General features: G+C 65.6%; 34 protein-coding genes. 15 read left to right on the top strand and 19 right to left on the bottom strand.

From position 1 onward, the window contains the following. Positions 1–2 precede the first annotated feature (2 nt). A complete protein-coding gene (locus ACJ8FR_RS12990) occupies positions 3–170 on the top strand; it encodes a Flp family type IVb pilin (protein ID WP_407829056.1) in 168 nt (55 codons plus the stop codon). Positions 171–242: 72 nt separating this feature from the next. Here the strand turns inward: ACJ8FR_RS12990 and ACJ8FR_RS12985 are convergent, their stop codons facing one another. Then, positions 243–887, bottom strand: a complete 645-nt coding sequence (locus ACJ8FR_RS12985; protein WP_407829055.1) for an energy transducer TonB — start codon at positions 885–887, stop codon at positions 243–245. Between the two features lie 92 nt (positions 888–979). Here ACJ8FR_RS12985 and ACJ8FR_RS12980 point away from each other — a divergent pair, with 92 nt between their 5' ends. Further along, positions 980–1,549 (top strand): DUF484 family protein, encoded by a 570-nt coding sequence (locus ACJ8FR_RS12980; protein WP_407829054.1) that lies wholly within the window; start codon positions 980–982, stop codon positions 1,547–1,549. After that, a complete protein-coding gene (locus ACJ8FR_RS12975; RefSeq protein ID WP_407829053.1) occupies positions 1,525–2,454 on the top strand; it encodes a tyrosine recombinase XerC in 930 nt (309 codons plus the stop codon). The genes ACJ8FR_RS12980 and ACJ8FR_RS12975 overlap by 25 nt, the downstream gene beginning before the upstream one ends. 198 nt (positions 2,455–2,652) lie before the next feature. On the opposite strand, the gene gshB is transcribed toward ACJ8FR_RS12975, so the two are convergent. From gshB to rsmI, 3 genes are read right to left on the bottom strand one after another with little or no spacing between them, the layout of a single operon-like run. Then, positions 2,653–3,603, bottom strand: coding sequence for a glutathione synthase (gene gshB / locus ACJ8FR_RS12970; RefSeq protein ID WP_407829052.1), 951 nt, complete (start codon positions 3,601–3,603; stop codon positions 2,653–2,655). Positions 3,604–3,637: 34 nt separating this feature from the next. Further along, on the bottom strand, positions 3,638–3,988 hold the full coding sequence (locus tag ACJ8FR_RS12965) for a YraN family protein (RefSeq protein ID WP_407829051.1): 351 nt from the start codon (positions 3,986–3,988) through the stop codon (positions 3,638–3,640). Then, on the bottom strand, positions 3,985–4,818 hold the full coding sequence (rsmI, locus tag ACJ8FR_RS12960; protein WP_407829050.1) for a 16S rRNA (cytidine(1402)-2'-O)-methyltransferase: 834 nt from the start codon (positions 4,816–4,818) through the stop codon (positions 3,985–3,987). Before rsmI ends, ACJ8FR_RS12965 begins: the two co-directional genes overlap by 4 nt. Positions 4,819–4,896: 78 nt before the next feature. Here rsmI and ACJ8FR_RS12955 point away from each other — a divergent pair, with 78 nt between their 5' ends. Then, complete coding sequence (locus tag ACJ8FR_RS12955) at positions 4,897–5,301, top strand: hypothetical protein (protein ID WP_407829049.1); 405 nt, start codon at positions 4,897–4,899, stop codon at positions 5,299–5,301. On the opposite strand, the gene hemW is transcribed toward ACJ8FR_RS12955, so the two are convergent. Genes hemW through rph form a run of 3 tightly spaced genes read right to left on the bottom strand, consistent with a single transcriptional unit; the run spans position 5,279 to position 7,766 of the window. Continuing rightward, positions 5,279–6,445: a radical SAM family heme chaperone HemW gene (gene hemW, locus ACJ8FR_RS12950; RefSeq protein WP_407829048.1), complete on the bottom strand. Its 1,167-nt coding sequence runs from the start codon at positions 6,443–6,445 to the stop codon at positions 5,279–5,281. The two genes, ACJ8FR_RS12955 and hemW, sit on opposite strands and share 23 nt — an antisense overlap. After that, positions 6,442–7,053, bottom strand: coding sequence for an RdgB/HAM1 family non-canonical purine NTP pyrophosphatase (rdgB, locus tag ACJ8FR_RS12945; protein WP_407829047.1), 612 nt, complete (start codon positions 7,051–7,053; stop codon positions 6,442–6,444). Before rdgB ends, hemW begins: the two co-directional genes overlap by 4 nt. Then, positions 7,050–7,766, bottom strand: a complete 717-nt coding sequence (rph, locus tag ACJ8FR_RS12940) for a ribonuclease PH (protein ID WP_407829046.1) — start codon at positions 7,764–7,766, stop codon at positions 7,050–7,052. Before rph ends, rdgB begins: the two co-directional genes overlap by 4 nt. Positions 7,767–7,839: 73 nt before the next feature. Here rph and hrcA point away from each other — a divergent pair, with 73 nt between their 5' ends. Continuing rightward, positions 7,840–8,874, top strand: coding sequence for a heat-inducible transcriptional repressor HrcA (gene hrcA / locus ACJ8FR_RS12935; RefSeq protein ID WP_407829045.1), 1,035 nt, complete (start codon positions 7,840–7,842; stop codon positions 8,872–8,874). Then, the gene (gene grpE, locus ACJ8FR_RS12930) at positions 8,871–9,422 is read left to right on the top strand and encodes a nucleotide exchange factor GrpE (RefSeq protein ID WP_407829044.1); all 552 of its coding nucleotides are present in this window, start codon (positions 8,871–8,873) and stop codon (positions 9,420–9,422) included. Before hrcA ends, grpE begins: the two co-directional genes overlap by 4 nt. Here grpE and ACJ8FR_RS12925 read toward each other — a convergent pair. After that, a complete protein-coding gene (locus ACJ8FR_RS12925; RefSeq protein ID WP_407829043.1) occupies positions 9,419–10,582 on the bottom strand; it encodes an FAD-dependent oxidoreductase in 1,164 nt (387 codons plus the stop codon). The two genes, grpE and ACJ8FR_RS12925, sit on opposite strands and share 4 nt — an antisense overlap. Before the next feature lie 64 nt (positions 10,583–10,646). After that, positions 10,647–11,096: a vgr related protein gene (locus ACJ8FR_RS12920; RefSeq protein ID WP_407829042.1), complete on the bottom strand. Its 450-nt coding sequence runs from the start codon at positions 11,094–11,096 to the stop codon at positions 10,647–10,649. Between the two features lie 105 nt (positions 11,097–11,201). On the opposite strand from ACJ8FR_RS12920, the gene ACJ8FR_RS12915 reads away from it, so the two are divergent. From ACJ8FR_RS12915 to ACJ8FR_RS12900, 4 genes are all read left to right on the top strand, one after another. Then, on the top strand, positions 11,202–11,438 hold the full coding sequence (locus tag ACJ8FR_RS12915; protein ID WP_187539954.1) for an acyl carrier protein: 237 nt from the start codon (positions 11,202–11,204) through the stop codon (positions 11,436–11,438). A 134-nt stretch (positions 11,439–11,572) separates the two neighbouring features. Next, positions 11,573–12,832: a beta-ketoacyl-ACP synthase II gene (gene fabF, locus ACJ8FR_RS12910; protein WP_407829041.1), complete on the top strand. Its 1,260-nt coding sequence runs from the start codon at positions 11,573–11,575 to the stop codon at positions 12,830–12,832. Further along, positions 12,829–13,791, top strand: a complete 963-nt coding sequence (gene mltG, locus ACJ8FR_RS12905; RefSeq protein WP_407829040.1) for an endolytic transglycosylase MltG — start codon at positions 12,829–12,831, stop codon at positions 13,789–13,791. Before fabF ends, mltG begins: the two co-directional genes overlap by 4 nt. Continuing rightward, positions 13,788–14,117 carry a hypothetical protein gene (locus ACJ8FR_RS12900; RefSeq protein ID WP_407829039.1) on the top strand — a complete coding sequence of 110 codons (330 nt, stop codon included), beginning with the start codon at positions 13,788–13,790 and terminating at the stop codon, positions 14,115–14,117. The genes mltG and ACJ8FR_RS12900 overlap by 4 nt, the downstream gene beginning before the upstream one ends. Here ACJ8FR_RS12900 and ACJ8FR_RS12895 read toward each other — a convergent pair. The 4 genes from ACJ8FR_RS12895 to ACJ8FR_RS12880 all read right to left on the bottom strand — a co-directional run bounded on the left by ACJ8FR_RS12895 (position 14,114) and on the right by ACJ8FR_RS12880 (position 16,937). After that, complete coding sequence (locus ACJ8FR_RS12895) at positions 14,114–14,326, bottom strand: SH3 domain-containing protein (protein ID WP_407829038.1); 213 nt, start codon at positions 14,324–14,326, stop codon at positions 14,114–14,116. The genes ACJ8FR_RS12900 and ACJ8FR_RS12895 overlap by 4 nt on opposite strands. Positions 14,327–14,417: 91 nt before the next feature. After that, positions 14,418–14,771 carry a MarR family transcriptional regulator gene (locus ACJ8FR_RS12890; RefSeq protein WP_407829121.1) on the bottom strand — a complete coding sequence of 118 codons (354 nt, stop codon included), beginning with the start codon at positions 14,769–14,771 and terminating at the stop codon, positions 14,418–14,420. A 150-nt stretch (positions 14,772–14,921) separates the two neighbouring features. Continuing rightward, a complete protein-coding gene (locus tag ACJ8FR_RS12885) occupies positions 14,922–16,316 on the bottom strand; it encodes a leucyl aminopeptidase family protein (protein WP_407829037.1) in 1,395 nt (464 codons plus the stop codon). Between the two features lie 63 nt (positions 16,317–16,379). Further along, positions 16,380–16,937 carry a hypothetical protein gene (locus tag ACJ8FR_RS12880; protein WP_407829036.1) on the bottom strand — a complete coding sequence of 186 codons (558 nt, stop codon included), beginning with the start codon at positions 16,935–16,937 and terminating at the stop codon, positions 16,380–16,382. Positions 16,938–17,227: 290 nt separating this feature from the next. Between ACJ8FR_RS12880 and ACJ8FR_RS12875 the strand changes: the two genes are divergently transcribed. Together ACJ8FR_RS12875 and ACJ8FR_RS12870 are read left to right on the top strand one after the other, a co-directional pair. Further along, positions 17,228–18,538 (top strand): epoxide hydrolase family protein, encoded by a 1,311-nt coding sequence (locus ACJ8FR_RS12875; protein ID WP_407829035.1) that lies wholly within the window; start codon positions 17,228–17,230, stop codon positions 18,536–18,538. A gap of 54 nt (positions 18,539–18,592) precedes the next feature. Next, entirely contained in the window at positions 18,593–19,075 is a 483-nt protein-coding gene (locus tag ACJ8FR_RS12870) for a hypothetical protein (RefSeq protein WP_407829034.1), read from the top strand. Positions 19,076–19,171: 96 nt separating this feature from the next. On the opposite strand, the gene ACJ8FR_RS12865 is transcribed toward ACJ8FR_RS12870, so the two are convergent. Then, positions 19,172–19,750 carry a hypothetical protein gene (locus tag ACJ8FR_RS12865; protein WP_407829033.1) on the bottom strand — a complete coding sequence of 193 codons (579 nt, stop codon included), beginning with the start codon at positions 19,748–19,750 and terminating at the stop codon, positions 19,172–19,174. Positions 19,751–19,966: 216 nt separating this feature from the next. On the opposite strand from ACJ8FR_RS12865, the gene ACJ8FR_RS12860 reads away from it, so the two are divergent. Continuing rightward, positions 19,967–20,476 carry a YybH family protein gene (locus tag ACJ8FR_RS12860; RefSeq protein WP_407829032.1) on the top strand — a complete coding sequence of 170 codons (510 nt, stop codon included), beginning with the start codon at positions 19,967–19,969 and terminating at the stop codon, positions 20,474–20,476. A 10-nt stretch (positions 20,477–20,486) separates the two neighbouring features. On the opposite strand, the gene ACJ8FR_RS12855 is transcribed toward ACJ8FR_RS12860, so the two are convergent. Continuing rightward, complete coding sequence (locus tag ACJ8FR_RS12855) at positions 20,487–20,765, bottom strand: hypothetical protein (protein ID WP_407829123.1); 279 nt, start codon at positions 20,763–20,765, stop codon at positions 20,487–20,489. Here ACJ8FR_RS12855 and ACJ8FR_RS12850 point away from each other — a divergent pair. Continuing rightward, positions 20,718–20,891 carry a GlsB/YeaQ/YmgE family stress response membrane protein gene (locus tag ACJ8FR_RS12850; protein ID WP_407829120.1) on the top strand — a complete coding sequence of 58 codons (174 nt, stop codon included), beginning with the start codon at positions 20,718–20,720 and terminating at the stop codon, positions 20,889–20,891. The two genes, ACJ8FR_RS12855 and ACJ8FR_RS12850, sit on opposite strands and share 48 nt — an antisense overlap. A gap of 37 nt (positions 20,892–20,928) precedes the next feature. Here ACJ8FR_RS12850 and ACJ8FR_RS12845 read toward each other — a convergent pair whose 3' ends face one another. Then, positions 20,929–21,633 (bottom strand): EI24 domain-containing protein, encoded by a 705-nt coding sequence (locus tag ACJ8FR_RS12845; RefSeq protein WP_407829031.1) that lies wholly within the window; start codon positions 21,631–21,633, stop codon positions 20,929–20,931. Positions 21,634–21,920: 287 nt separating this feature from the next. On the opposite strand from ACJ8FR_RS12845, the gene ACJ8FR_RS12840 reads away from it, so the two are divergent. Then, positions 21,921–23,690: an autotransporter domain-containing protein gene (locus ACJ8FR_RS12840; RefSeq protein ID WP_407829030.1), complete on the top strand. Its 1,770-nt coding sequence runs from the start codon at positions 21,921–21,923 to the stop codon at positions 23,688–23,690. Between the two features lie 21 nt (positions 23,691–23,711). Here ACJ8FR_RS12840 and ACJ8FR_RS12835 read toward each other — a convergent pair whose 3' ends face one another. The 3 genes from ACJ8FR_RS12835 to ACJ8FR_RS12825 form a co-directional block, all read right to left on the bottom strand. Beyond that, positions 23,712–24,521 carry a L,D-transpeptidase family protein gene (locus ACJ8FR_RS12835; RefSeq protein ID WP_407829029.1) on the bottom strand — a complete coding sequence of 270 codons (810 nt, stop codon included), beginning with the start codon at positions 24,519–24,521 and terminating at the stop codon, positions 23,712–23,714. 106 nt (positions 24,522–24,627) lie between these two features. Continuing rightward, the gene (gene rimO / locus ACJ8FR_RS12830; RefSeq protein WP_407829028.1) at positions 24,628–26,070 is read right to left on the bottom strand and encodes a 30S ribosomal protein S12 methylthiotransferase RimO; all 1,443 of its coding nucleotides are present in this window, start codon (positions 26,068–26,070) and stop codon (positions 24,628–24,630) included. Between the two features lie 46 nt (positions 26,071–26,116). Next, positions 26,117–26,689, bottom strand: coding sequence for a cysteine hydrolase family protein (locus ACJ8FR_RS12825; RefSeq protein ID WP_407829027.1), 573 nt, complete (start codon positions 26,687–26,689; stop codon positions 26,117–26,119). Positions 26,690–26,711: the final 22 nt, after the last annotated feature.

Raw genomic sequence — 26,711 nt, 5'->3', positions numbered from 1 at the left:
CCATGAGCAAGTTTCTCAAGCTGATTCGTAACGAAGAGGGCGCGACCGCCATTGAGTACGGCCTGATTGCCGCTCTCATTGCCGTTGCGGCGATTGGCGCGATGCAGGGCATCGGCAACCGTCTGAACACCACGTTCAACAACGTGTCGAGCCACCTGCCGTCGAGCTAAGATTAGCTCCCACGCGGGAATTAGGAGGCGGCGGTGCCGGAAGGCGCCGCCGCCTTTCTTTTATCGTCTAGCTCAGTGGCTCTTCATGAAGCGGACCGAGACTGTCTGAACCGACCGCACGGGTTTGCCCGATAGATCCACGGGAGGCACAACCGGATAATCGGTCATCACTTTCTGACAGGCGATCGCGACAAGTTCGGGAAAATGCTTCTTCGACCGCATGGCGTCGGCCGGGTGCTCGGCGCAAATAGCACCACGGCCATTGGCATACGCCCCGATTTCTACATCGAAAACAGCGATCGAACCGGCACCTTTCGGCAGCTGATTCACGGCAAGATCGATATCCGGCTCGGCTGACTTCAGCATCTCCGTTTCAGTCGGAGTCCCATCACTGATCCGCCAACTCACCGGCGCCCGGATGACGCCGTACACGGGGGTGCCATCAATCCACTTGGCAGGCTGAAATGTGGCTCGCTTTACGATCAAGCCGCAAGTGTACGCATCGAGCCGAGCGTCTCCGCTGCTCTCTTCAGTGACGCAGCTTTCAATGCTGCCATCGGGACGTACCGTTGTTCTCGTGTGAACAGTCCTGCTTACCCCTTCCATCTGGAGGTATGCGGGGAAATCATCCGGAGAGAAGAGTGCACGCACATCAGGTAGACGCACCCCCGCGGGCACCGGGGCGCTGAGTTGGGCAGCGAGCGCGATCCAGAACATGCGGCAATTTGTTGCAGGCGATCAGCAGCTTGTCGACCCGACGCGCGGGCTGGTAGGAAATTAACCGCCGCGGGCGTATTCTCCCGCCCGCGATGGCGACGGTGATCCCCTTCGAAGAGCGGGCGGTGGCGCACCTGCGCCAGCGGCTCGGCGCCGTCGAGGAGGCGAACCAGGACCTGATCGCCTTCGCGCGTGGTCACTCGGGCGCGGTCACTTCGATCCATGAGGCGGTGCTCGCGGCGATCGACGCCGACAGCATCGAATCCTTGCTCCACGTCGTCACCCAGGAATGGCCGCTGATCCTCGGCATCGACGCGGTCGCTTTGTCGCTGATCGTAGGCACGCAAGGCTTCCGCGCCGACGGCGGCGGCGTTCAGCACGTCGACCCGGCGATCCTGCGCCGGGCGATCGAGCGGGTTCAGGGGGTCGAGATGCGGACCGTCAAGCGCGGCCATCCGCTGTTCGGACCCGCCTGCGACCTGATCCGGGCGGAAGCGCTGATCCGCATCGATTGCGAGCCGCCCTTGCCCTGTGGCCTGCTGGCGCTCGGGCAGCGCGCGGAGCTCAGCCTCGACGCCCGCCACGGATCGGAGCTGTTGCTGTTCCTTGGCAAGAGCCTTGCGGCTATGATCCGCAAGTGGCTGACCATTCCACATCCCTAGACCATCCGGCGCGCGAGCTCGCTGCGCGCTGGTCCTCCTATCTCGAGCATGATCGCCGCCGCTCGGCGCACACGGTCCGCGCTTACGCGGCGACCGCGCACCGCTTTATCGCTTTCCTCGGCCGTTATCGCGGCGAGGCGATCAGCGCGGCCGGGCTGACCGCGGTTGCCGCGGCGGATCTGCGCGCGTTCCTCGCCGACCGCCGTGGCGGCGGGCTCGGCGCGGCGTCGTCGGCGCGCGAGCTTTCGGGCGTTCGCGCGTTCCTCAGATATGCCGCCGAGCAGCAGGGCACGACGGCACAGCTGCCGCGGACTCGCGCGCCGAAGCGGCCCCGGACGCTGCCGCGGCCGGCGTCACCCGACGACGCCATGAACCTGGCGGAAAACGCAGCCGAGGCGGCAAGTGCGCCGTGGATCGGCGCGCGCGACCTCGCCATCCTCCTGCTGCTCTATGGTGCCGGCCTGCGAGTGGCGGAGGCCCTTTCGCTGCCGGCGAACGTGGTGCCGTTCGGCTCGACGATCCGAGTCACCGGCAAGCGGTCGAAGACACGCGTGGTGCCGATCGTGCCGGCTGTGCGCGAAGCGATCGAGGAATATGTGCGCCAGTGCCCTTATCCGCTGCGCGGAGATGTTCGGCTGTTCGTCGGCGCGAGGGGCGGCCCGCTCAACCCGGACCTGGTCCGGCGCGCGGTCGCCGCGGCCCGGCGCCGACTTGGCCTGCCCGATACGCTCACTCCGCACGCGTTGCGCCACAGCTTTGCGACGCATTTGCTCGCCGGCGGCGCGGATCTGCGGGCGCTGCAGGAATTGCTCGGCCATGCGAGCCTGTCCTCGACCCAGATCTACACGGCAGTGGACGCGGCGCGACTTCTCGACGTCTATCGCCACGCCCACCCGCGCGCCTGAGAGATACAGCTCAGGAGGCTGCAGAAACGCGCAGCCATTCTCCAGGACCGAAGGATTTGTCGCGGCGCGCGATTAGTGGGCAACCGACGAGCCGCGACAAGGACCGGGTTAAACGCGACCGGTAAAGCGATCGCTAAATAACCGTTTTGGATGAATGATTTGCGCGCCCGTCGGAGACGAACAAGCGCCATTTCGGCGCTAGTTTTTCAGTTGGCGCTCGATCGCTTGCCAGATCAGCCCAGGCGTGTCGGTGCCGTTGAAGCGATCGACCGCCACGATGCCGGTTGGAGAAGTGACGTTGATCTCGGTCAGCCAGCGGCCGCCGATCACGTCGATCCCGACGAACAGCAGCCGGCGGCGTTTGAGCTCCGGCGCCAGCGCGGCGCAGATCTCCAGCTCGGTCGGGGTGAGCTCGGTCGCTTCCGCCGTTCCTCCCGCCGCGAGGTTGGAACGGATCTCGCCCCTCCGGGGCCGGCGGTTGATCGCACCGGTCACCTCGCCGTCGATGAGAATGATCCGTTTGTCGCCTTCCGCGACCTCGGGAAGGAAGGCCTGGAGGACGTGCGGCTCACGATAGGTGGCGTTGAACAGCTCCATCAGCGCATCGAGGTTGGCGCCGTCGCGGCCGATCTTGAACACCGCCTTGCCGGCGTTGCCGTGGAGCGGCTTCAGGACGCAATCGCCGTGCTGGGCGAGGAAGTGCCGCGCGGCGCCGAGCGAGCGCGTCACCATCGTCGGCGGCATGAAGCGCGCGAAGTCGAGCACCCAGACCTTCTCGGGCGCGTTCCTGACGGCGGCGGGATCGTTGACCACTAGCGTCTCGCTTTGGATCCGCTCGAGCAGGTGGGTCGCGGTGATATAGCCGAGATCGAATGGTGGATCCTGCCGCATCAGAACGACGTCGACGTCCTTGCCGAGGTCGAGGATGGCGAACTCGCCGAGGCTGAAGTGATTCCCGGCGACCGCTTGCACGCTGACCTCGCGCGCCCCGGCATAGAGCCGGCCGTCCTGATAGGTCAGGTCGTCGGCCAGATAGTGATAGAGCTTGTGACCGAGCTCCTGCGCCTTGAGCATGATGGCGAAGGTCGAATCGCCGGAGATGTTGATGGTCTCCAGCGGGTCCATCTGTACGGCGACGTGCAGGCTCATGTCGCAGCGGCTCTAGTCAGGCGAATAACAGCTGTCACCCTTGCCAGACATTTGTGAGGTGGCGCGGCCACCGCCGGGGGACAATGAACAAAGCGTCGATCCGGACGTCGTCGCCGTCGCGCAAGTAGCGCGGCGCAAGCCGTTCCGCCGCTACCACGACGCGGCGCAGCCGCCACTCGTCGAGCGCGAGAGCGGCGGCATCCACGCTCGCCCGTGCCTTGACCTCGACAAAAGCCAGCATGCGTCCGCGCCGGGCGACGATGTCGACTTCCCCGCCGGGCACGCGGGCGCGACGGGCGAGAATCCGCCAGCCGTGCAGTCGCAAGTACCAGCAGGCGAGCGTCTCGGCGCCGCGGCCGCGCTTTTCCGCAGCCTCGCGGCTCACCTGGCGCGCTCGAGGGCCCGAGCGTAGGCGCGCTTGCGCGGCACCTTCAGCCGCTCGGCGACCTCGGCCGCGGCGCGCGACGGCGATAGCCGGGCGAGCGCTTCGTCGAGCGCCGCGTCAAGCTCATCATCGCCCGCCTGTGCTGCGTCGGCGGGAGGGCCGACCACAACCACGATTTCCCCTTTGGGCACGGCGCCCGCATAGCGCTCGGCAAGGTCCGCGAGCGTCCCGGTCACGCATTCCTCGTGAAGCTTGCTGATCTCGCGCGCCACCGCGGCGCGGCGACTTCCAAGCCGATCCGTCAGCGCCGCGAGCGTGTCGCCGAGCCTGGGGCCGCTTTCGTACAGGACGAGCGTCGCGCGGACGCCGGCGACTTCGGCGATTGCGTCAGCGCGCGCCTTGGCCTTCGCCGGAAGGAATCCGAGGAACAGGAAGCGGTCCGTCGGCAGCCCGGCCAGCGTCAGCGCCGCGATCGCCGCCGAGGGTCCCGGAACCGTATGGACCTGGTGGCCCGCCGCGCGCGCGGCCCGAACCAGCTTGAACCCCGGATCGGAGATCATTGGCGTGCCTGCGTCGCTGACCAGGGCGACAGCCTTGTCGCCGAGCTGGCCGACGATGCGCTCGCGGTCGGCATCGCTGCTGTGATCGTCATAGCGCGTCATCGGGACCTTCGCGCCGATGTGCGCGAGCAGCTTGGCCGTGACGCGTGTGTCCTCGACCAGGATCCGGTCTGCGTTCAGCAAGGTCTGCGCAGCGCGCGGAGCCAGGTCGCCGAGGTTGCCGATCGGCGTTGCGACGATATGCAATCCGGGCGGCAGCGGCTTTTCCATCATCCGTCGATTAAACTCTTCCAATGCAAGCAGAAAAGAGTCATCCTGCGCACGTTCATTGTCCTTGGGAGAGAGGCGATGATTGCATTCGTTGTTGCTTCGGCGATCAATCTAACCGCGCTTCAAGCGTCGATCAGCGGTCCCACCGCCGCGTTTCGCGGATGCCTGCGCGAAGCCGCCGGCAAAGCCAAGAGCGAGAAAGTCTCGGGCGATGCGATCGAAGCGTACTTGCGCAATGCCTGCACGGCCCAAATGGGCACGCTCAAGGGAGCGTTGATCGCCTTCCGCCTTAAGAACGGCATGACGCGCAAATCCGCAGCTTCGGACGCCGATATGACCGTCGACGATTATGTCTCGACGCCCGCCGACAATTACAAATATCTGGCCAATATGGACACCCAGCACTCGGCACCTGCGCCGGCTTCCACCGTGAGGCCGGCACCCACGCCCGCGGCCGCGCCTAGCCAACCGCCAAAGCCCTAGGCTCGAACACCAGCGCAATTTCACCGAGGATGTGATCCAGCAGCAGGCGGCCGCGCGCGGTCAATGCGATGCGCGTGTGATCGCGAGTCAGGTGCCCCGATGCAACGAGGCGATCGACGCGGCTCCAGTCGACGATGCCCGGCAATCCGAAGCGATCGGCTGTCGCCTGCGCGTCGATGCCCTCGCGCAGCCGCAACCCCATCACCAGCGCTTCGTCCGCCGCCTGCACGGCATCCAGCGGAGCTTCCTCGGCAATGCCGTGGCCGTCGCGAATGCCCGCGGCGAGGAAATTCTCCGGCTTCCGATGCCGAACGGTGCGGCGCCCCAGCCGCCGGCCGTGCGCGCCTGGACCTATCCCGGCATAGTCGCCGTAACGCCAGTAAGTGAGATTGTGGCGGCTTTCCTGACCGCGGCGGGCATGGTTGCTGATCTCGTAGGCGGGCATGCCGGCGGCGGACGTCATGGCGTCGGTCAGCTCGTAGAGCGCCGCGGCCGCGTCGCTGTCGAGGGGTTCGAATTCGCCGCGCGCCGCCATGGTCGCGAACCGCGTCCCAGGCTCGATCGTAAGCTGGTAGAGGGAGAGATGCCTGGTGCCGAGCGAGAGCGCCTGGGCAAGCATCGCGGACCAGCGATCCTCAGTGTCGCCAGGAAGCGCGTAGATCAGGTCGAAGCTAACTCGTCGGAAGTGCCGTTGCGCAGTCTCCAGCGCGGCAAAGCCTTCGAGGGCGGAATGGGCCCGTTCGAGGAAGGCGAGCGCCTGGTCGTCGAAGCTCTGCAACCCGAGCGAGACCCGGTTGACGCCGGCTTTTGCGAGGTCGGCGAAGCGGGCGGCCTCGACCGAGTTCGGGTTGGCCTCGAGCGTGATTTCGATATCGTCGGTCGCGGGCCAATGCGTTGTCGCTGCCGCGATCAGCGCTTCCACGGTGGCGGGGTTCATCAGCGAGGGCGTGCCGCCGCCGAAGAAGATCGACGTCAGCCTGCGTCCCGGCAACAGCTGGGCTTCGTGCGCGAGATCGGCGAGCAGGGCGTTGCGCCACGCTTCCTGGTCGATGGCGTCGCGGACATGGCTGTTGAAGTCGCAATAGGGGCATTTGCTGACGCAGAACGGCCAGTGGACGTAGAGGGCCAGCGAATCCGCGCTCATTCGTTCAGCGCCGCCACGAGCTTGCGGAACGCCTCCGCGCGGTGGCTCATCTTGTGCTTGGACAGTGGCTCCATCTCGCCGAACGTCTCGTCAAAGCCCACGGGCACGAACATCGGGTCGTAGCCGAAACCCTTATCGCCCCGCGGCGGCCAGACCAAAGTGCCGTCGACGCGGCCATCGAACGTCTCGGTCTGGCCATCATTGGGCCAGGCGATCGCCAACGCGCAAACGAAATGGGCGGCTGGAGGAGCGTCGGGCTCGGTCGCCTGCGCCTCGCGCCACACGCGCTCCATCGCGCGCAGCCAGTCGCGGTTGCCGTCCTTGTCCTCGGCCCAGCGCGCCGAGAATATGCCGGGGCGGCCGTGGAGCGCGTCGACGCAAAGGCCGCTGTCGTCGGCTAGCGCGGGAAGGCCGCTGAGGTCCGCCGCTTCCCGCGCCTTGAGGTCGGCATTGTCGGCGAACGTGTTCCCGATTTCCTCGGGCTCGGGCAGGCCGAGCTCCTCGGCGCCAACGCACGATATTCCGAGGGGCGCGACCAGCGCCGCGATCTCGCGCAGCTTGCCGGCATTGTGCGTGGCGATCACGAGCTTGTCGCCGATCGGCCTCATCGACCCGTCGCCTTGAGTTGTGCAGCGAAGATCTCGGAGCAACCGATGCGGGCGAGCCGCAGGAGCCGCAAAAGTCCTTCTTCGTCGAAGGTTTCCCCTTCGGCGGTGAGCTGCGCCTCGACGATCGCGCTATCGGCCGTGAGCACAAAATTGCCGTCGCTACCGGCGGTGGAGTCTTCCTCATAGTCGAGGTCCAGAACCGCGGTTGCGTTATGGATTCCGCAGCTGACCGCCGCGACCTGGGTCCGGATCGGGTCGGCCGTGAGCGCCTTCGACTGGAGCAGCCTGTCGATCGCGATCCTCAGCGCGACCCAGCCGCCCGAGATCGCCGCCGTGCGCGTCCCGCCGTCGGCCTGGATGACGTCGCAGTCGACGATCACCTGCCGCTCACCCAAGGCGCGGAGGTCGACCACCGCGCGCAGCGAGCGCCCGATCAGGCGCTGGATTTCCTGAGTGCGGCCCGACTGCTTGCCTCTGGCGGCCTCGCGATTGCCGCGGGTGTGGGTGGCGCGCGGAAGCATGCCATATTCGGCCGTCACCCAGCCTTGGGCCTTGCCGCGCAGGAACGGCGGCACCTTGTCCTCGACGCTCGCGGTGCAGAGCACGCGGGTGTCGCCGAAACTGACCAGGCACGATCCCTCGGCGTGGCGGGTGAAGCCCGGTTCGAAGGTCAATTCGCGCATTTGGTCGGGGGCGCGTCCGGAAGGGCGCATAAAGGCGTGTCTCCTGATACTGGTGTGGCCGCGTCCCTAGACCGGGGAACAGCGCAATCCTAGATGGAGCGGCATGCCCCAGCCCATCACCGAGCTGACCGACCGCATGCGCGACATTTTCGGGCTGGTCGTCGAAGCCTATCTCGAGCGCGGACTGCCGATCGGGTCGAAGGCGCTTGCCGGCGCCATGAGCCTGTCGCCAGCCTCGATCCGCGGCGTGATGCAGGAGCTGGAAGAGCGCGGGCTGCTTACCCATCCGCATACGTCGGCGGGGCGAATCCCGACCGAGAGCGGGCTTCGTCTGTTCGTCGACGGAATCATGCAGGCGGCGGCCCCGGATCCCCGCGAGCGGCGCGAGATCGAGCGGCAGATCGCCCGCGACCAGCCGATCGAGGATGCGCTGGCGGCGGCGTCGGCGGCATTGTCGGGCCTCAGCCAGGCCGCGGGCGTGGTGCTTGCGCCGAAGCGCGAGCTCATCCTTAGGCAGCTCTCTTTCGTGCCGTTGAGCAGCACCCGCGCTCTGGCGGTGCTGGTCGGCACGGACGGCAGCGTCGAGAACCGGATCGTCGCGCTCGACGGCGCGGCCGGCGCCGCGGCGCTCAACGAGGTCAGCAACTTCGTCAACGCGCGGCTCGCGGGTCTCACGCTCGCCGAGGCCGAGGCACGGCTGCGGGCCGAGATCCGCGAGCGCAAGGAAGCGATCGACGCGGCCGCGGCCGAGCTGGTTGCCTCGGGCCTCGCCGCCTGGAGCCAGGACCACGCCCGGCGGCCGGTGCTCATCGTCCGCGGACATGCGCATTTGATCGACGCCAGCGCCGCCGAAGACCTCGACCGGGTGCGCAGCCTCCTCGACGAGCTCGAGGAAGCGCAGGAGATCGCCCAGCTGCTCGAAAGCGCGCGCGACGCGCCCGGCTGCCGGATCTTCATCGGATCGGAGAACCGCATGTTCGCGCTGTCCGGCTCCTCGGTGATTGCCGCGCCCTATCGCGGGAGCCAGGGCGAGGTGGTCGGCGTTGTCGGCGTGATCGGGCCGACGCGGTTGAACTATGCGCGCGTGGTGCCCATGGTGGATTTCACCGCGAAAGCCCTAACGAGATTGATGGCATGACCGAAGACGAGAAGCTGCGTGAAGAAGCGGAGGAAATCCGCAAGGAAACCGCCGAGGGTGCACCGGAAGTCGCCGAACACGACCGGGTGGCGGAGCTTGAACGGCAGCTCGAGGAAGCCAAATCGAAGGCGCTTTATGCGGCGGCCGAAGCGCAGAACGTGCGCCGCCGGCTCGAGGCGGACAAGGAGCAGGCGTCGAGCTATGCCGCGGCGGGCTTCGCGCGCGACATGCTGGCGATCAAGGATCATCTCGACCGCGCTCTTGCGGCGGTCAGTGACGAACTTCGCGCCGACAAGACCGCCACCCAGTTCCTCGCCGGCATCGAAGCCACGGCGCGCGAGCTCGACGCCGCGTTCCAGCGCAACGGCGTCGTTCGGATCAAGTCCGTCGGCGAGCCCCTCGACCCGCACAAACACCAGGCGATGATGGAAATCCCGACCGGCGACGCCGAGCCCGGCACGATCGTCGAGGAAATGCAGCCTGGCTATATGATGAAGGATCGGCTGCTTAGGCCGGCCCTCGTCGCGGTGGCGAAGGCGCCTGGCTAATGCACCTCCCGGTGGTGGGTTTCACCCTTGCTGACGAGGCTGAAGCGCGGCTCCGGCTTGCCTGAACCGAACAAGCGCCCAGCGGCATAGCGGCCGACCTCGGGTCCGTGCTTGAACCCGTGTCCCGATCCGCCGCCGAGCAGCAGCACGTTGGACCAGGCGGGGTGGAGGTCGATCAGGAAATCGCCGTTCGAGCTGTTCTCATATTGGCAGACGCGCGCTTCCGTCAGCGGCGCGCCTTTGAGCAGCGGGAAGCGGCGGTTGCGGAAGGCGACGATTTCCACCAGTGCCGCGTCACTGGGCAGGCGGCTCTGCGTATCGGGATCGACTTCGACCCCATGCGCGTCATGGGCGAATTTGACTCCGCGGCTTTCGATGTCCGGAAAGCCGTAGAACATGTCGCCGCCGTTGAAGTCGGCCCAGCCGGGCATCGCCCCGGGGAGGAAACGCGGATCGCCCGCGGGCGGCGCGAAAAAGAATACTTCCTGCCGTGTCGGCAGGATCCTCGGCCCAATGACGTCGGGAAACAGCTTCGGCAGCCACGGGCCCGCAGCGAATACGAACCGGTCGGCCTGCACCCGTTCGCCAGACGATAATCGCAGCTCGGATAGTTTCGCACCGTCGCGAACGGGCGGCTGGACGAGGCCCTTCATGCAGGTCCCGCCGGCTTTGGCGAACCGGTCGACCAGCGTCAGCACCGATCGCCTGGCCATCAGTGCACCGAAGCTCGGCTCGTAGAGGCCGATCTTGATCCCATCGAAATCGATCATCGGGAAGCGGCGCGCCATTTCGGCATTGTTCAAGACTTCAGTCGGGAGGCCGAGGTCGCGGTGCGCGTCAATGCTGTCGTGGACGTACGGCTCCTCGGTCGGGAAGAAGAACAGGATCCCGCAATCAATGAAGATCGGCTGGCCCGAGATCGCACTCAGCGCTTTCCACTGCGCAAGCGAATCCATCGCCATGCGGCTGTAGATCGCGTCCTTGCCGTAGGCGGCGCGGGTGAGGCGCGATTCGCCGCCCGAGGAGGCGCGGCTGTGTGCCGGCCCCCAGGCATCGATCAGCGTGACCTTGTGTCCAGCCTGCTGGAGGTGATGCGCGGTCCAGGCGCCGAACACGCCGGCCCCGACGATCGCGATATGCTCTCCGGCTTTTCTATCCATCGGTTTGGCCAGTAACCGAGAAACGCCGCCGCCGCCTGAAGGACTTTTGCTACCGGACCGCAACCTACGGTTCGAACGGCAGCAGCTCGGGCGGCGGAAGCACCGGGACCGGCGCGCCGCGGTCGGCGAGGAAACGGTGCCGGACGATTTCTGCTTGCTGCTCAATGCCGTATCGGTCGAACGGCTTGCCGGGCATCAGATGATAGTCGTACCGGCAGAACGGGTGCCGTGTGAGGAGTAGATAGAGGCGTCCGCCCTTCTGCGCCTGCCACACGTGCGTCATCTCATGGATGAAATAGGCTTGGTCGGAGAGCGGCTCGGCGGCGAAATCTTCGCTCCAGCCGCCACCGTCGGGATGGAACCAGATGTGCCCCATCGGCGCCATGGCCGATCGGCGCGGCTGAAGCGGCCACCATTTGCCTTCGATCAGCCGCACGCGGCCCGGATCGATCGCGCCGCCGAACATCGAGCGGACCAGCTCGATCTCTCCGGAGGTGAGGCCGCGCGCCTTCATATTGGTCAGTTAGGCGGCGGGCCGCGGGGTGCAAAGCCCGCGCACTTGCGAGGTGCCGGGTGCGCCGCTAGGGCTGCCGCAAAGCATAAACGGAGGAAGCCCCACATGAGCGAGACTGCCGATCGGGTGAAGAAGATCGTCGTCGAACATCTTGGCGTCGAGGCCGACAAGGTCACCGAGGACGCGAGCTTCATCGACGATCTCGGCGCGGACAGCCTCGACATCGTCGAGCTGGTCATGGCCTTCGAGGAAGAGTTTGGGGTCGAGATTCCGGACGATGCCGCGGAGAAGATCACCACCGTTCGCGACGCGATCGAATATATCGACCAGAACAAGGGGTAATTTCCCACAGCCGTTCGCCCTGAGCTTGTCGAAGGGCTGCCCTTTTTCTTCCTTGCTGCGTTCTAAGAAATTACAGGGCTTCGACAGGCTCAGCCCGAACGGGTTTGGGCCTGTTGATGTTTTTGGAGATCTGAATGCGCCGAGTAGTTGTCACCGGTCTTGGCCTCGTCACGCCGCTCGGGGGAGACGTTGAAACCAGCTGGAAGAACATCATCGCCGCGAGAAGCGGCGCCGGCCCGATCACCAGGTTCGATGCCAGCGACCAGAAGTGCCGCATCGCGTGCGAAGTGAAGCCCGCCGACCACGAATATGGCTTCGACCCGGCCAAGCGCGTCGACCACAAGATCCAGCGCCAGGTCGACCGTTTCATCATCTATGGAATCGACGCGGCGGGGCAGGCCGTCGAGGATGCGGGCCTTACCGACATGGACGATGCGACCCGGCTGCGCGCCGGTGTCTCGATCGGCTCGGGTATCGGCGGTCTTCCGGGCATCGAGAGTGAAAGCCTGGTGCTGCACGAGAAAGGACCCGGGCGGGTCAGCCCGCACTTCGTGCACGGGCGCCTGATCAACCTCATCTCCGGGCAGGTTTCGATCAAATACGGGCTGATGGGCCCGAACCATGCGGTGGTCACCGCTTGCTCGACCGGAGCGCATTCGATCGGCGACGCGGCCCGGATGATTAAGGACGACGACGCCGACATCATGCTCGCCGGAGGCGCCGAGGCGACGATCTGCCCGATCGGAATCGCCGGCTTCGCCCAGGCACGGGCACTCAGCACCAACTTCAACGACCAGCCGGAAAAGGCCAGCCGCCCCTATGACAGGGACCGCGACGGCTTCGTCATGGGCGAAGGGGCGGGCGTCGTGGTGCTCGAGGAATATGAGCACGCCAAGGCGCGCGGCGCGAAGATTTACGCAGAGCTGGTCGGCTACGGGCTGTCCGGGGACGCCTATCACGTGACCGCGCCGCACCCCGAAGGCTCGGGCGGCTTCCGGGCGATGGAGATGGCGCTGCGCAAGGCCGGGCTGCAGCCCTCCGACATCGATTATATCAATGCCCACGGCACCTCGACGCCGCTCGGCGACGAGCTCGAGCTCGGTGCGGTCCGGCGGCTGTTCGGCAACGCCATCGCCAACGTCTCGATGAGCTCGACCAAGTCGGCGATCGGCCATTTGCTCGGCGGCGCCGGCGCGGTTGAAAGCATCTTCTGCATCCTCGCCATGCGCGATCAGATCGTCCCGCCGACGCTCAACCTCGACAATCCGAGCGAAGGGACGACCGGCGTCGATCTCGTGCCGCACAAGGCCAAGGAACGGCCGGTTCGCGCGGTGCTGAACAACAGCTTCGGCTTCGGCGGCACCAACGCGTCGCTGATCATGAAGGCCGTGTGAGGCGCTTGGCTTTGGCGGCAGGGGCGATCGCCCTCGCCGCGCTGATCGGCCTCTATGTGCTGTGGTGGGGTCCGGGGCCCAGGCCCGGCCCGCACACGATCATCGTCCAGGAAGGCTCGAGCCTTGGCTCGGTCGCGCGGCGCCTCGAGAAGCAAGGCGCGATCCCCGGCACTGCCAAGACCTATTATGTGATGGCTCGGCTGCTCGGTTCGCATGACCCGGTGCAGGCCGGGGAGTTCGCGATCCCGAAGGGCATGGGCGGCGCGGCGATCCTCGACCTGCTGCAGCACGGCCGGCCCGTGCAGCGGCTGATCACGGTCACCGAGGGGATGCCGGCGATCATCGTCAGCGAGAAACTGGCCGCCAATCCCTATCTAACCGGCGCGGCGCGCCCGATCGCCGAGGGCTCGGTGCTGCCGGATAGCTACGGCTACCAGCGCGGCGAAACCCGCGCGGCGCTGGTCGAACGAATGCAAAAGGCGATGGCCAGGACGATCGCCGACCTATGGCCCAAGCGGAGCACCGACTGTCCGATCGCGACTCCCGAACAGGCGGTCACGATGGCCTCGATCGTCGAGAAGGAAACCGGCAAGGCGATCGAACGGCCGACGATCGCCGGCGTCTATTGCAACCGGTTGCGGATCGGCATGAAGCTCGATGCCGACCCGACGGTCATCTACCCCGTGACCAAGGGCAAACCGCTCGGCCGGCGAATACTGCGCTCGGAGCTCAACGCCGACAACGGCTACAACACCTACCGCCGCGCGGGCCTGCCCGAAGGTCCGATCGCCAATCCCGGCAAGGCGAGCATCGAGGCGGTGCTCCATCCGGCGAGGACCAGGGCGCTCTACTTCGTCGCCGACGGTAGCGGCGGCCATGCGTTCGCGGAGACGCTGGCCGAGCAGAACGCCAACGTCGCCAAATGGTATGCGCTCCGCCGCCAGCGGGGACAGATGTGAGCAACCGCGGAATCGGGCGCGCACGGATGTTCATGGGCGGGCTGCTGCTGTTCGCGACAGTCATTCTCTGGATGCTCGGCCTGTGGATGAGTCCGCACGGCGAGTCCGTCGCGGTGGGAACCGAGCATGTCCGGCCGGTGATTGTCCGGTATATCCGCAACAACGCCATCGGCACGCTGGTCCTGTGCGCGCTCTCAGGATGGCTACTGTTCCCGGCGCGGCGCCCGAAATGGCCGGCGCGCGACTGGGCGATCGTCGGCCTGATCGCGCTGATGGTCGCGACTAGCCTCTACCAGCTGATCTGGCTGCGCGGCGTCACCGGCTAATCGCCGACGGCGCCGCTTCGCACATAGCCGACACGCCGCTCGTCGCCAGCATAGCCCCACGCCCAGCCGAGGCTGTCGTCGAGCATGTCGAACGGTTCGCCCGCCGCAAGCTCACGGATGACGCCGCTATCCGCCGAGGGACCATTGCGCAGCGAGGTCGGCGAAGCGATCCTGCAGGCCAGCGGCTCGGCATAATGCGACGCGATCACGCGGCCGGCGAGGGCGATGTCGGCGAGGTCCTTGCGATAGGCGTGGAAGTCGGGGTCGGGGAGGTGGGACGGGCCGGTGAGCGCGAATTGTTCAGCGCTGGTGGGCGTAGGCCGGGGCTTGGCCGATGATCGGCCGGTGGGCCGCGGAGCCGGATTCGCCCTCGCGGATGTTGCGCTTGAACCCTTCAAGGAAATCTGCCCCGTTGCTGGTGCGGACCACGAACACGTTGCGGCGGTCGTCCTGGTCCCGTTCGCGGCGCAGATAGCCGAGCGCGCCGAGCGTATTCAAGGCGCGAGTGACGACCGGCTTGGACACCCCGAGGATGCGGGCGAGCCCGCGCACGGTATGCGGGCCGGGGGTCAGATAGACCAGCATCAACAGCGCCATTTGGCGGTTGGTGAGGTCCGGCTCGCCCGAGCGGACGTAAGCGATGAGCGCTTTCATCCAGCCGGTAAGCGAGACCTCGCCCATTGCTGCGCTACTCCATACAATTTGCCGCGGGTTCGTTCCTAAACCGGCAAGGGCGCGAAATGTTGCAGCGAAGAGACAGGAAGTGCGGGAAAAATGCCGCGTCGCCGAACCCCGGCCGTTTTTTCACCCGCCCGCGTAGCGCCGCTGGAGCAACGCGAAAATGGCCCTGAGGCCGAGCGCTTCGCCGCCCTTGGGACGCCCCGGCGAAGCTGCATCGCGCCACGCGTAAGTGTCGAGATGCGCCCAGGCGATCCCGTCGGGCACGAAGCGCTTGAGGAACAAGGCCGCGGTGATGCACCCGGCCATCGGCGCGCCGCCGGAATTGGCGACGTCGGCGATATCGCTCTTGAGCATCTCGCCATAAGGCTCCCACAGCGGCATCCGCCATAACGGGTCGTCGACGTCCCGCGAGGCGGCCTCGGCATCCGCGGCGAGCGCGTCATCGCTGGCGAAGAGCGCCGGCAGCTCCGGACCCAAAGCGATGCGCGCCGCGCCGGTCAGCGTCGCGAAATCCACCATCAATTCGGGCTTGTCCTCGGCCGCGCGGGTGAGCGCATCGGCGAGGATCAGCCGCCCTTCCGCGTCGGTATTGTCGATCTCGACGAATGTCCCGGCGCGGGACTTGACGATGTCGCCCGGGCGGTAGGCGCCGCCCGACACCGCATTCTCGACCGCCGGGATGAGCAGGTGCAGCCGGACCGGCAGTTTCTCGGCGATGACCAGCCGGGCCAGCGCCAGGGCATGCGCCGCGCCGCCCATGTCCTTCTTCATCAGCCGCATGCCGCCTGCGCTCTTGAGATCGAGCCCGCCGCTGTCGAAGCATACGCCCTTGCCGATGACCGCGAGGCGCGGATCGCTCGGCTTGCCCCACTCGAGCTCGATCAGGCGCGGCGCGCGCGCCTCAGATGCCGCTCCGCCGACGGCGGCGATCAGCGGATAGCCGGTGTCGAGATCCTTGCCCGCCGTGATGCGAACCTGCGCCCCAAGTTCGGTGCCCGCCTGCCGGACGGCCTGCTCGAGCTCGGCGGGTCCGAGGCTTCCCGCGGGCGTGTTGACAAGGTCGCGCACCAAAGCGGTGGCCTCGGCCAGCCGCACCATCCGCTCAATCTGCGCGGCCTCGGCCGTCAGCAGCGCGCGCGGCCCGCGCTCGGGCTGTTCCTTCGAGCGGTAGGCATCGAAGCGGTGCTGTCCGAGCAGCCAGCCGAGCGCCGCCGCGCCGGGCTTGCCGGAGGCCAGCTTATACGTGCCTTCGGGCAGGCTTTCCGCCAGCTTTGCCAGGCACCAGGGCGAGAGGGCGTCGACCGCCTTGACCGCGCTCACGACCTCGAACTCGCCGCCCCGTGGAAGCAGCGCGAACGCGTCCGGCTTCTTGCCGTCGAAACGGTGGGCATCGAGCAGCGCGCGATCCTCGGCCGGCCGCGTCTTGAGCCAGGCTTCGACGTTTTGCTTGTCGACGAGATGGATGAGGCGGGCTTTCTGCCCGGTGTCGGGAGCGAGGAGCGAAGCGAAGTCGGTCATGGGCGTGGCTCTAGGGACGGGTCGGCTCCATCGCAATCGGCACCGAAGCTGACAAACTTGACACTATGGTTCGCGCGCGAGTTCCGGGTTCGCGCCGCCCGGCAGGTCGGACTCGTCGACGAGGTCGCCGAGCTGCCAGTCGAGGTCGCCGATCGCCTGGTCCGGGTCGATCTCGCCGCTGCAGCCGGGCGGAATTTCGGGCATGATCACCGGCAGCCGGTCGAGGTGAGCGCCGTAGCGGTGCGGCCGGCGGTAGCGCAGCAGGAACATCGTCAGGCGCTCATCGAAATGGCGGTATTCGCCAACCTGCTCGCCCTTGTAGAAGACCGGGCGCGGCACCCCGTGGATCGAGCGCGAGAACGCCCCTTCATCGACACGGTTGATCGAGCAGTCGAGCGCCGCCTCGACTGCTCGGCGGAACGCCCATGCGGCCGGGCGGTCGTGGAGATCGTAGAAGGATTGGCGGCTCATGCCGACCGCGCGGCAGGCGTGGCTGATGCAGCCGCAGGAGGAGAGCGCCTTCAGGAAGGTTTCCTGGCGATCGGCGGTCCAGCCGTCGCGGCGCGGCGCGCGGGCGGGGAGGTTGGGTGTTGGTTCTGGTGAATCACTGCTCTGTTCCATGAACCATATTGGAACATAGAAGAAGGGCTGTAGGAAAGTCTTTTCGACTCAGGGCCAAATTCCGCTTTCGACCCATTGCGGACATTCGGCAGCTTTGCTTAGCGTAGCTTATCAGGGCCTCTTAAGGCTGTTAAGGCCGAGCGTCTGCGCGACCGAGTCGAAGTCATTCGACGGACCGAGTACAGCCCGCCTTTCGGCCCTCTTACGAGACAGCAGCGCCGACCCTGACGGTCGGCCTCTCTTGTCGTCCGGAGGCAGGTCACAAGCGCCCTCCGACGAGGAGGACAACGATGACGCAAACCACGCTTCCCCCGCAGCCCGAGGTCACTACCGCCAACCCCTCAGTGGTGCCCGTCCAACCTATGCCAACGTCCAAGGCGAGCGAGGACCTAGGCGAGACGTTCATCCTCGCCCCGACCGACGACCCGTTGATCCGACCTTTCGCTTTTCATGCTTCCGACGAGCAGCTTGCTGATCTCAAGTTCCGCATCAAATCCACGCGATGGCCAGAACGTGAGCTGGTCGATGACGGCACCCAGGGCGTGCAATTGGCGCTCATGCAGGAGCTCGCGGCCTATTGGGCAACAGACTACGACTGGCGGCGCTGCGAAGCTCGGCTGAACGCACTGCCGAACTTCATCACTGAGATCGATGGCCTGGACATCCATTTCATCCATGTCCGGTCAAAGCATGAAAATGCATTGCCAGTGATCGTAACGCACGGCTGGCCTGGCTCGCCCATCGAGCAGCTGAAGATCATCGATCCGCTGACGAACCCCACGGCTTACGGTGGCAGTGCGTCGGATGCATTCGACGTGGTGATCCCGTCAGGCGCTGGGTATGGGTTTTCCGGCAAGCCCGTCAGGACCGGCTGGGATCCCGCTCGAATGGCGCGTGCCTGGACCGTTCTGATGAAGCGCCTCGGATACGACCGTTTCGTCGCGCAAGGGGGCGATTGGGGTGCGTTCGTCACGAATGAGATGGCCCAACAGGCTCCTCCCGAGCTGATCGGCATCCATGTGAACTTCCCGGGTAGCGTGCCGTCTGAGGTCACGAAGGCGCTTCAATCGGGCGGCCCGGCGCCAGCAAGCCTTTCGGGCGAGGAGCAGCGTGCGTACGACCAGCTCGCGTTCGCATTCCAGAACCTACCTACGCAGTTCATGATGATCTCACATCCGCAAACCCTGTACGGCTTGGCGGACTCACCGATCGCCCTTGCTGCCTGGATGATCGACCACGACGTGGCTAGCTACGGGCACATCGCTAAACTCTTCGTCGATGGTGAGCCCTACGGCGATCTTACGCGGGACGACATCCTCGACAACATCACGCTGTCCTGGTTGACGAATACCGGAGTCTCTTCGGCTCGGCTCTACACGGAATTCAAGGGCGGCTTCTTCCACGACCTGAGCATCTCCGTCCCGGCTGCCGTCAGCGTGTTCCCCGAGGAGATCTACCAAGGTCCGCGGAGTTGGTCCGAGCGCGCCTATCACAATCTCCTGCATTTCAATGTCCTTCCCAAAGGCGGGCACTTTGCGGCGTGGGAGCAGCCGCAACTCTTATCGGAAGAGCTTCGCGCTGGCTTCCGGTCACTGCGTTAGCTTGTTCGCGTGGGACGGCACTTTGGTGCCGTCCTGCCCGCAACGGAGGCGGTGATGAGCGACGACCATGACGAACATCTGTCCAATCGGCTGGCTGCGGAAACATTCATGCCGATCATGGTGGAGGCGTTCCATGACGGCTTGCACGAGGTTGCGAGCCTCTCGCGCTGGCTTCTCGCAACTTTGGTGGTCATCAATGGCGCGGCGATAATATCCGTGCTCCCTCTCAACATGGCCCCAGAGGCCAAACTGGGTGGAGCTCTGGCGTTCCTTCTTCGCATCTTGGCCGCGTTAGGCGCCGGGCTATGGTCGCTGTACGCCTTCAAGCGCGTAAGCATCGCGGCGAATACAATGATGGGTTACTGGTTGACGGTCGCGGGGGACGGCCAGCGCCTAGCCGCTTTAGAGGCAACGATGAAAAGACATATGGATCAGGCCATTGGGTCGCGTGCGACACACCTGTTCGTATTTGCCAGCGTGGCGGCATTCCTCGGAGGCTGCGCTTTCACAGGCTGGGGTTTGTTGTCGCGGGGATAGTTCCAATGAAAGCGCGAGGGCCGCGACGTTAGGTCCGCTTTCGACCCATTGCGGACGTTGGGCTGACCCGCCGAACGATTGGCAGCTTAGGAGGGGCTAAATCTCGAAGTTGACCACATTGAACAGGCGCAGCACCCCCGACACCAGATAGGCCAATTGTCCGACCGCGATGACCGCCTGGACTGCGCCGCGCCGCGAGATCATCCCGACGACACTGGAAAGTGCCAGCGCGACGTTGAAGATCATTGCCGTGGCGCCGAGCGCAGCGAAATAGTCGGGGCCTTTGATCCAGGTGTCGATCGTATCGATCACCGACCACCCAATCAGCAATCCGAAAAACCAGCCGCGCCGGGCCAGGAAATAATCCTTGTACCCGTCATATCCCTCCAGATCTCGGGGGAAGAGCATCGCGCAGATCAGATACAAATAGAAAGCGTAGAAAACCACGAAGAGATAGATGGAAAAGGTCCACGTCTTGATGTGCTGAAGCTGAAATTCCCACCACCACCAAAAAACGATCGAGAGAAACATGTAGGCGACCCAGACCAAATGCACCCACCAGACGCGCGCACGCGTGGGATGCTGGATCAGCCCCGCGATCCGCTGCATCAAATGCGTCAGCGCCAGCCCGATCACGATCGAAATCAGAACGATGACATATTCGAACATCTGCATGACCGGCCTCCGCGCGCGGCACGCTATCGTGCATCGATTCGTTACACCACCGCAGTCGGAGCGTCCGGTTTTCCACCGAGCGCCTCGCGTCGGAAATGCACGTACCGGGCGAGTGGGCCATTTAGGTTGCAAGGGCATCGGATCGGCCTATCGCACTCCCGGAGCCGTTACGGATGCGTTCCGCACAAACCCAATCGCTCCGCTGGAGGATGGCCGATGCAACAGTCTCTCAGGACGCTCTCGCTGCCGTTGGCGTTGGGCGCCATGTTCGCGATCACTGCCTGCGACCGTGATCGGGATGACGGTGACAAGCATCATCAACACTCCGCCACAAAGATCAGCGAGGCCGACGCAGCAAAGGTCACCGATGCGACGGTGGCCGCCTGGCAATCGGGGGATGCAGCCAAGATCGACGCGCTCTATGCGCCCGACGTCGTCGGCTTCGACGTTTCGGAGGCGCCTTTGTCGACCGATCGCGCAAATTGGACAAAGCTGCAGCAAGGCTTTGCCGCAATGAAGTTCGATCATGCGGCGATCACGCAAAGCAAGACTCAAATCCTCGACGGCGAGGACTTCATTTTCTCGTCGATCGCCAACCTCACCAGCACCGCGGGGAGCGTCAAGGCACTGTCGATCCGCTGCACCGACGTGTTCCGCAAGCAGGCCGACGACAAGTTCCTGATCGTCAACGAACATTGTTCCAAGGTGCCGGTCGCCAAAGCCTAGAGCGACGAACTCACGTCCAGCGCGTCGCGCCGCGGCCGAGGAACTGTGGTGATATGGAAACGTTGCCGATGGGCACGATCAAGCCAGTTAGATGGTGTCCCTGATCAAGAGGTGACCAATGCATCTGTCGAACGAAAGCCTGTTGGTCATATTGCTCGTCGGCGTCGTTGCGGGCTGGTTGGCCGGCAAAATCGTTCGGGGTACGGGGTTCGGAATTATCGGCGACCTGCTGGTCGGGATCGTGGGTGCCTTTATCGGGAATTGGTTGTTGCCGCGGCTCGGTATCCATCTGGGGACTGGAGTCGTCAGCGCGATCGTCAACGCGACCATAGGTGCGATATTGCTCCTGCTCGTCGTGCGACTGCTTGGAGGAGCCGGCGGAAGCAGATGGGGTGGCCCGGGGCGGCGGTGGTAACGCACTCCGCCCAAAGCAGGCGCTCGGCGGTACCCGGTTAGCGCGAGGTTTCGATCGAACGGTCGAACAGGTGGATGGCCATGGCTGTTCCAATGATCGGCGCGACCAGGTTGACGAACGGCACCAGGAACATGACGCTTACCATCGTTCCCATCAAATTCTGCTCGCCTCGCATCCTTTTCAGCTGAGCTCGGCGCGATTGCCGGTCACCGTGACGGGCCGCGGCGAGCGCCCCAAGGTCGCGTCCGAACGCCAATCCGTTGACGATCACGAACAGCACGAACGGGCCGACGCCGGTCACCAGAAGCAGCACGTAAAAAGGCGCGGCAAGCAGGTTGAACAGCAATAGCCGGAAGGCCGAACGAAGGCCCATGCCGATGCCTCTTGCAACGCCCACCGGCCGGGCGCTGGCTGCTGCATCGGGATAGTGGCGCAACTCGACGGCGGCCGCGATGCGATCGGCAAAGCAGGTGACGACCCCGATCGCCACGCCGGGGAACAGCAGCCACGCCCCGACGACAGTCAGCGCGACTGCGCTGACACCACCCGCCACGCGGCCGAGCGGGCATGACTGGGCGCCCACCCACGCGCACGGATCCATCCCCGCCAGCAACCACATCAGCAGCGCGCCAAGCAGCAAGAAGATGATCGCTGTGATGACGAGCGCCTGGAACAGGATGGCAAGGATGCGCCGGTCGGAAAGATCGCCGAGTGCCAGGATGAACGCCCGTATCACCGGCATCCAACGGCCGACCCGCGGCAAATGTCCGCACTGGCCCGTGGGCGACTGGAGCGGTCAAATCGTGCACGAGCGCAAGTGCTGCGGGCGAGGCGGCAGCTCGGCACCCGTGACTGTTGCCGAATTGCTTCACTGAAACGACCGTAAGCATCCGTCCGGCAGCCGCTACTTGCACGCTTGTCGATAATGGCCACGATAGCCTCGAGCCCGCCGCGTCGCGCCGGGTTCGAAGAAGATGGGGAGGGTTTATGTATCGCCGCCGTTTGTCGCGGGCTTTTGCTTGCGCGTCGTTGATTTCGATCGCCGCGCTGTCGACGCCAGCCGCGGCCCAGCAGGTCGACCGGATCATCGTGTTCGGCGATTCCTATGCCGACATCGGCAACGCTTTGCGGCTTGCCGGGATCAGCCCGGCGTCGACGGGTGTCTACACGACCGGCCGGTTCTCCGGCGGCACGAACTATATCGATACGCTCAGCACCCTGCTGCAGGTGCCGCAGTACAATTTCGCCATCGGCGGGGCGCGGACCAACAACGGCAACCAGTCAGCCGGCCTGCCCGGCTTGACGTTCGAGGTGCAGGAGTTCCTTGCGGGAGGCGGCACGCTTGGGTTCCCGGCCGTCAGCACGGCCCTCGACCGCAGCGATCTCGTCGCGGTGTCGATCGGCGGGAATGACGCACGCGCCTACCAGCAAGGCAGCGGAACGCTTGCCGGTGCGCCGGCAGCCGCGGCGACGGCGGTGACGAACTTCCAGCAAAACTTCGACCTGGTGATGCAGCGCGGCACCCCGACCATCAGCTTTCTTGCCGGAGATACAGGCAGGCTGCCCGAGATCGCAGGCGATCCCGCCGGCGCGGCGGTGCGCACGGCCTATTCGACCGCGTTCAACGGCGGCGTCCAGAATGTGCTCGGCGGCTATGCGGCGCGCGGCTCGATCGTCCATTACCTCGACCTCAGCAAGGTCCTCGACCAGATCAGCGCCAATCCCACGGCTTACGGGATCACCAATGGCCTGGTCTGCCCGCTGTTCCCGAACACGACCTGCGCGGCCAACGCCGCTGGCTATCTGTTTTACGGCGACGCGCTTCACCTCACATCGAACGGCTTCGCCATCGTCGGTCGATATGTCGCGAGGCAGCTGGCCGCTCCATTGACGTTGCAGGGACCCTCCGACCTCGGCATCGATACCGCGCGGCAATGGGGACGGACGCTTTCGGGCCGGAGCGACCTTTATGGCCGCGACGCCAGCGCGGGCGGTTTGCGGCTGTACATCGTCGGCGACGGCCTGTCGCACGATCTGCCGAACAGCGCCCAGACGTCGGCCGCACAGATCCGCAGCGGCGGCGGGACTGTCGGCGCGGAATACGGCCTGCCGGGCGGAATCATCGGAATCGCCGCGAATTACAGCCGCCCGCGGCTGCGCTTCAACGACGACAGCTCACGCATCAAGGCCCGCAGCTGGCAGCTCGGCGCCTATGGCAGCTTCGGCGCCGAGGGCTTCTTCGGCCAGGGCTATGCCGGCTTTGGCGAGGATCGTGACCGCATCGCCCGCATGGGCGTGGTCGCCGGCATGACCGCGCAGCCCCACGGCAGCCACATCCTTGGCGGCGTCAAGGGCGGCTATCTGATGAGCTTCGGCGGGATCCAGGCAGGGCCGGTCGTCGCGCTCGATTATGCCCGCGCCAAGGTCGACGCCTACACCGAGAGCGGAGATCCGGCCCTTACGCTCAACGTCGGGAGCCAGAGCCTGAACGACCTGAGCGGCCAGGCCGGCGTCGAAGTGCGCGGCACGCTCGCCGGCTTCCATCCCTTCGTCGACCTGACCGCCGAGCATAATTTTGCAAGCAACGGTCGCCTGATCAGCTTCGCGCAGACCAGCGCACCGGTAATCGTCAACCACTGGGCGACGAGCCGTGCGAAGGACACCTATGGCCGGATTTCCGGCGGCGCGAGCGCATTTCTCAACGACGCCATCAGCTTCGACCTTGCGATGTCCACGACGGTTGGCCGCGATGGCGGCGCGAAGACCAGCGCGCAGCTCGGCTTGAAAGCCCGGTTCTAGGCCTAAGGCTGCCGCGAACCTTTATTGCAGCGCTGCGAGCTGCGTCTGGCTGCGCTGATCGAGGTAGCTGATCGTGATCGGCACCGGCCGGGGCAGGAGGATGTTCTCCTCGGGGACCGAGGCCGCGGGCGGGTCCTTGCCCAGCAGCCACCGCGCCAGCCGCTGCGCGTCCTCGAGGCGGACACAGCCATGGCTGAGGTTGCGCGCGTCCTGGGCGAAGAGCTCTTTCTTGGGCGTATCGTGAAGATAGATCCCGTCGCCGTTAGGAAGGTCGAACTTGAAGTGGCCCAGGGAATTGGCGGGGCCGGGCCGTTGCCGAACGAAGATCCTGGCCGTGCCGGCGGCGACCGCTTTCCAGTCGACGCTGTCGGCAGGAAGCACGGGCGCATCGGGTGAGAAGGCGGCGACAACCTCATAGCCGTGCTCGGTGAGATATGACGGGCCATCCTTCAGCACGCGGGCAGCGACAAGCGTCTGGGTGAGATCGGCAGGCACGTGCCAATACGGGTTCAGAGTCTCATAATTGAGGACGCTCTTCAGCTCCGGGGTCGGGGTTGCGGGCTTTCCGACGATCACCCGCATCGTATCCTGAACGCGGCCGTTCTCGATCATGTACAGCCGTGCGGAAGCGGCATCGACCAGCACGTAGCGGCCTTGCAGCGGGATTTGCGCGCCAGCCACGGCATCGACGTACAGCTGCGGAGCGATGGTCCCGACGATCGGTCCCAGCGCCGGGTAATAGCTGGCAAATCCATAAGCGCCCGCGCCTACGGCAAGGATCGCTGCGCCCGCGATCAGGAACCTGCGCTCGTGAGAGGGAATCGGCGTCATCGCTCGTCCTCCGCGCCGCAACTATCATGAACCGTGCCGGGTCGACAACAATCGGCGATTCCGGCGACACACTGTCCGCTTTCCACCGATTTCGGGCAGCCGGGCGCTAGGCGGCGATGGTTTCCAGCGGCACTCCGTAAAGGTCGTGCTCGTCTGAATCCTCGACGCGGACGCTGACGATGTCGCCGGGCTTGAGCCCGCCGGCGTCGCGCAGGTGGACCTCGCCGTCGATCTCGGGAGCGTCGGCCTTGGAACGGCCGGTTGCGCCGACGGCTCGATGATGGTCGGGATGGGGAGCATCGGAGTGGGCGACAGGGGCCCCTCCACCGCCTTCGGCGGTCCCCCTCCCCTCGAAATCGAGGGGAGGATGTTCGTCGACGCGGTCGATCAGGACGTCGATGGTCGAGCCGACCTTGGCGGCGAGCTTTTCGGCCGAGATGCGCGCGGACAGCGTCATCACTGCTTCATAGCGTTCCTGCTTCAAGTCCTCGGGGACCTGGTCGTCCATCGAGGTCGCGGGCGCGCCCTCGACCGCCTCGAACTTGAACGCGCCGACGCGATCGAGCTGCGCCTGCTCGAGCCACGCGAGGAGATAGACAAAATCCTCCTCGGTCTCGCCAGGGAAGCCGACGACGAACGACGAGCGGATCGCGAGGTCGGGCACCTGCGCGCGCCACGTCCGGATGCGTTCAAGTACTTTGGCGTCGTTTGCCGGACGGCGCATCGCGCGCAGGACCTTGGGGCTCGCATGCTGGAACGGGATGTCGAGGTAGGGCAGGACCAGTCCTTCGGCCATCAGCGGCATGACATTGTCGACGTGCGGGTAGGGGTAGACGTAGTGCAGCCGGACCCACGCGCCCAATTTACCCAGCTCGCGCGAAAGGTCGGTCATGTGCGCGCGGACTTCGCCGCCTTTCCACGGCCACGCCTTGTGGCGGATGTCGACGCCGTAGGCCGACGTGTCCTGGCTGATGACCAGCAGCTCCCGGGTCCCGGCCGCGACGAGCTTCTCGGCCTCGCGCAGGATGGCGTCGGGGCGACGGCTGACGAGGTCGCCGCGGATGCTCGGGATGATGCAGAAGGCGCAGCGGTGGTTGCAGCCCTCGGAGATCTTCAAATAGCTGTAGTGGCGCGGCGTGAGCTTGAGCCCCGCCTCGGGGACCAGGTCGATGAACGCGTTCGGGATTGGCGGCGCCGCCTCGTGGACCGCCGCGACGACTTCCTCATATTGCTGCGGGCCGGTGACGGCGAGCACTTGCGGAAAGCGCGCGCGGATGACGTCGGCTTCCTTGCCCATGCAACCGGTGACCACGACGCGGCCGTTCTCGGCAATCGCCTCGCCGATCGCTTCGAGGCTTTCTTCCTTTGCGCTGTCGAGGAAGCCGCAGGTGTTGACCAGCACCACGTCGGCGCCGGCATAATCGGGCGACATGTCGTAGCCGTCGGCGCGCAGCTTGGTCATGATCCGCTCGCTGTCGACCAGGGCCTTGGGACAGCCGAGCGAGACCAGCCCGACGCGCGGGGGCTTGGGGAGAGTGGTGACGTTCATCGGAAGGGCCGCGCCAATATAGGAATTTGGCGCCGAAAACTAGGCGCTAGGCCGCCTGGCGTTGTCCGATTAGTTCCGCGGTCGAATAGCCGCGGCAGAATTCAAAGAGGAGCGTGGCGACGTGCGCCGCGTGGATCTGCTCGGCTGGGATCGTCCCGCCCTGGCCATCCGGAAGATCGAAACAATCGCAAGCATTTGGGACAAGGATCATGTCCCACCCCATGTTGGCGCCGGTGCGAATCGTAGTCGAAACGCATTGATCGGTCGAAATGCCGAAGACGATCACGTGCTTCGCACCGACGCGTTTCAGCCGCAAATCGAGGTCGGTGCCGATGAAGGCCGAATTGACGCTTTTTGGAATGAGGGGCTCTTCGCCGCGCGGGCCAAAGCCAGGGCGGAAGTCATTACCCGGCGTTCCCGGAGTCAACGATGAGCCAGGCTCGATCGAGTCATGGCGCGCGTGCATGATCAGGCGCTCCCTCGCTCGCCACTCGTCGATCAGGGCGAGGCCATTGGCCTCCATCCCCTGCTTGTTCCAGCGGCGCGGCCAGTAAGCGGCATCGAAGCCCTTTTGCACGTCTATGGGGAGCAGAACGGCGCGGTCGAGATCAATGTCCATGCCGCGGAGCTTATCGGGGCCG

Source organism: Sphingomonas sp., assembly GCF_045810705.1.
GTDB lineage: Bacteria > Pseudomonadota > Alphaproteobacteria > Sphingomonadales > Sphingomonadaceae > Sphingomicrobium.
This window is presented reverse-complemented; position numbering and strand designations above follow the sequence as displayed.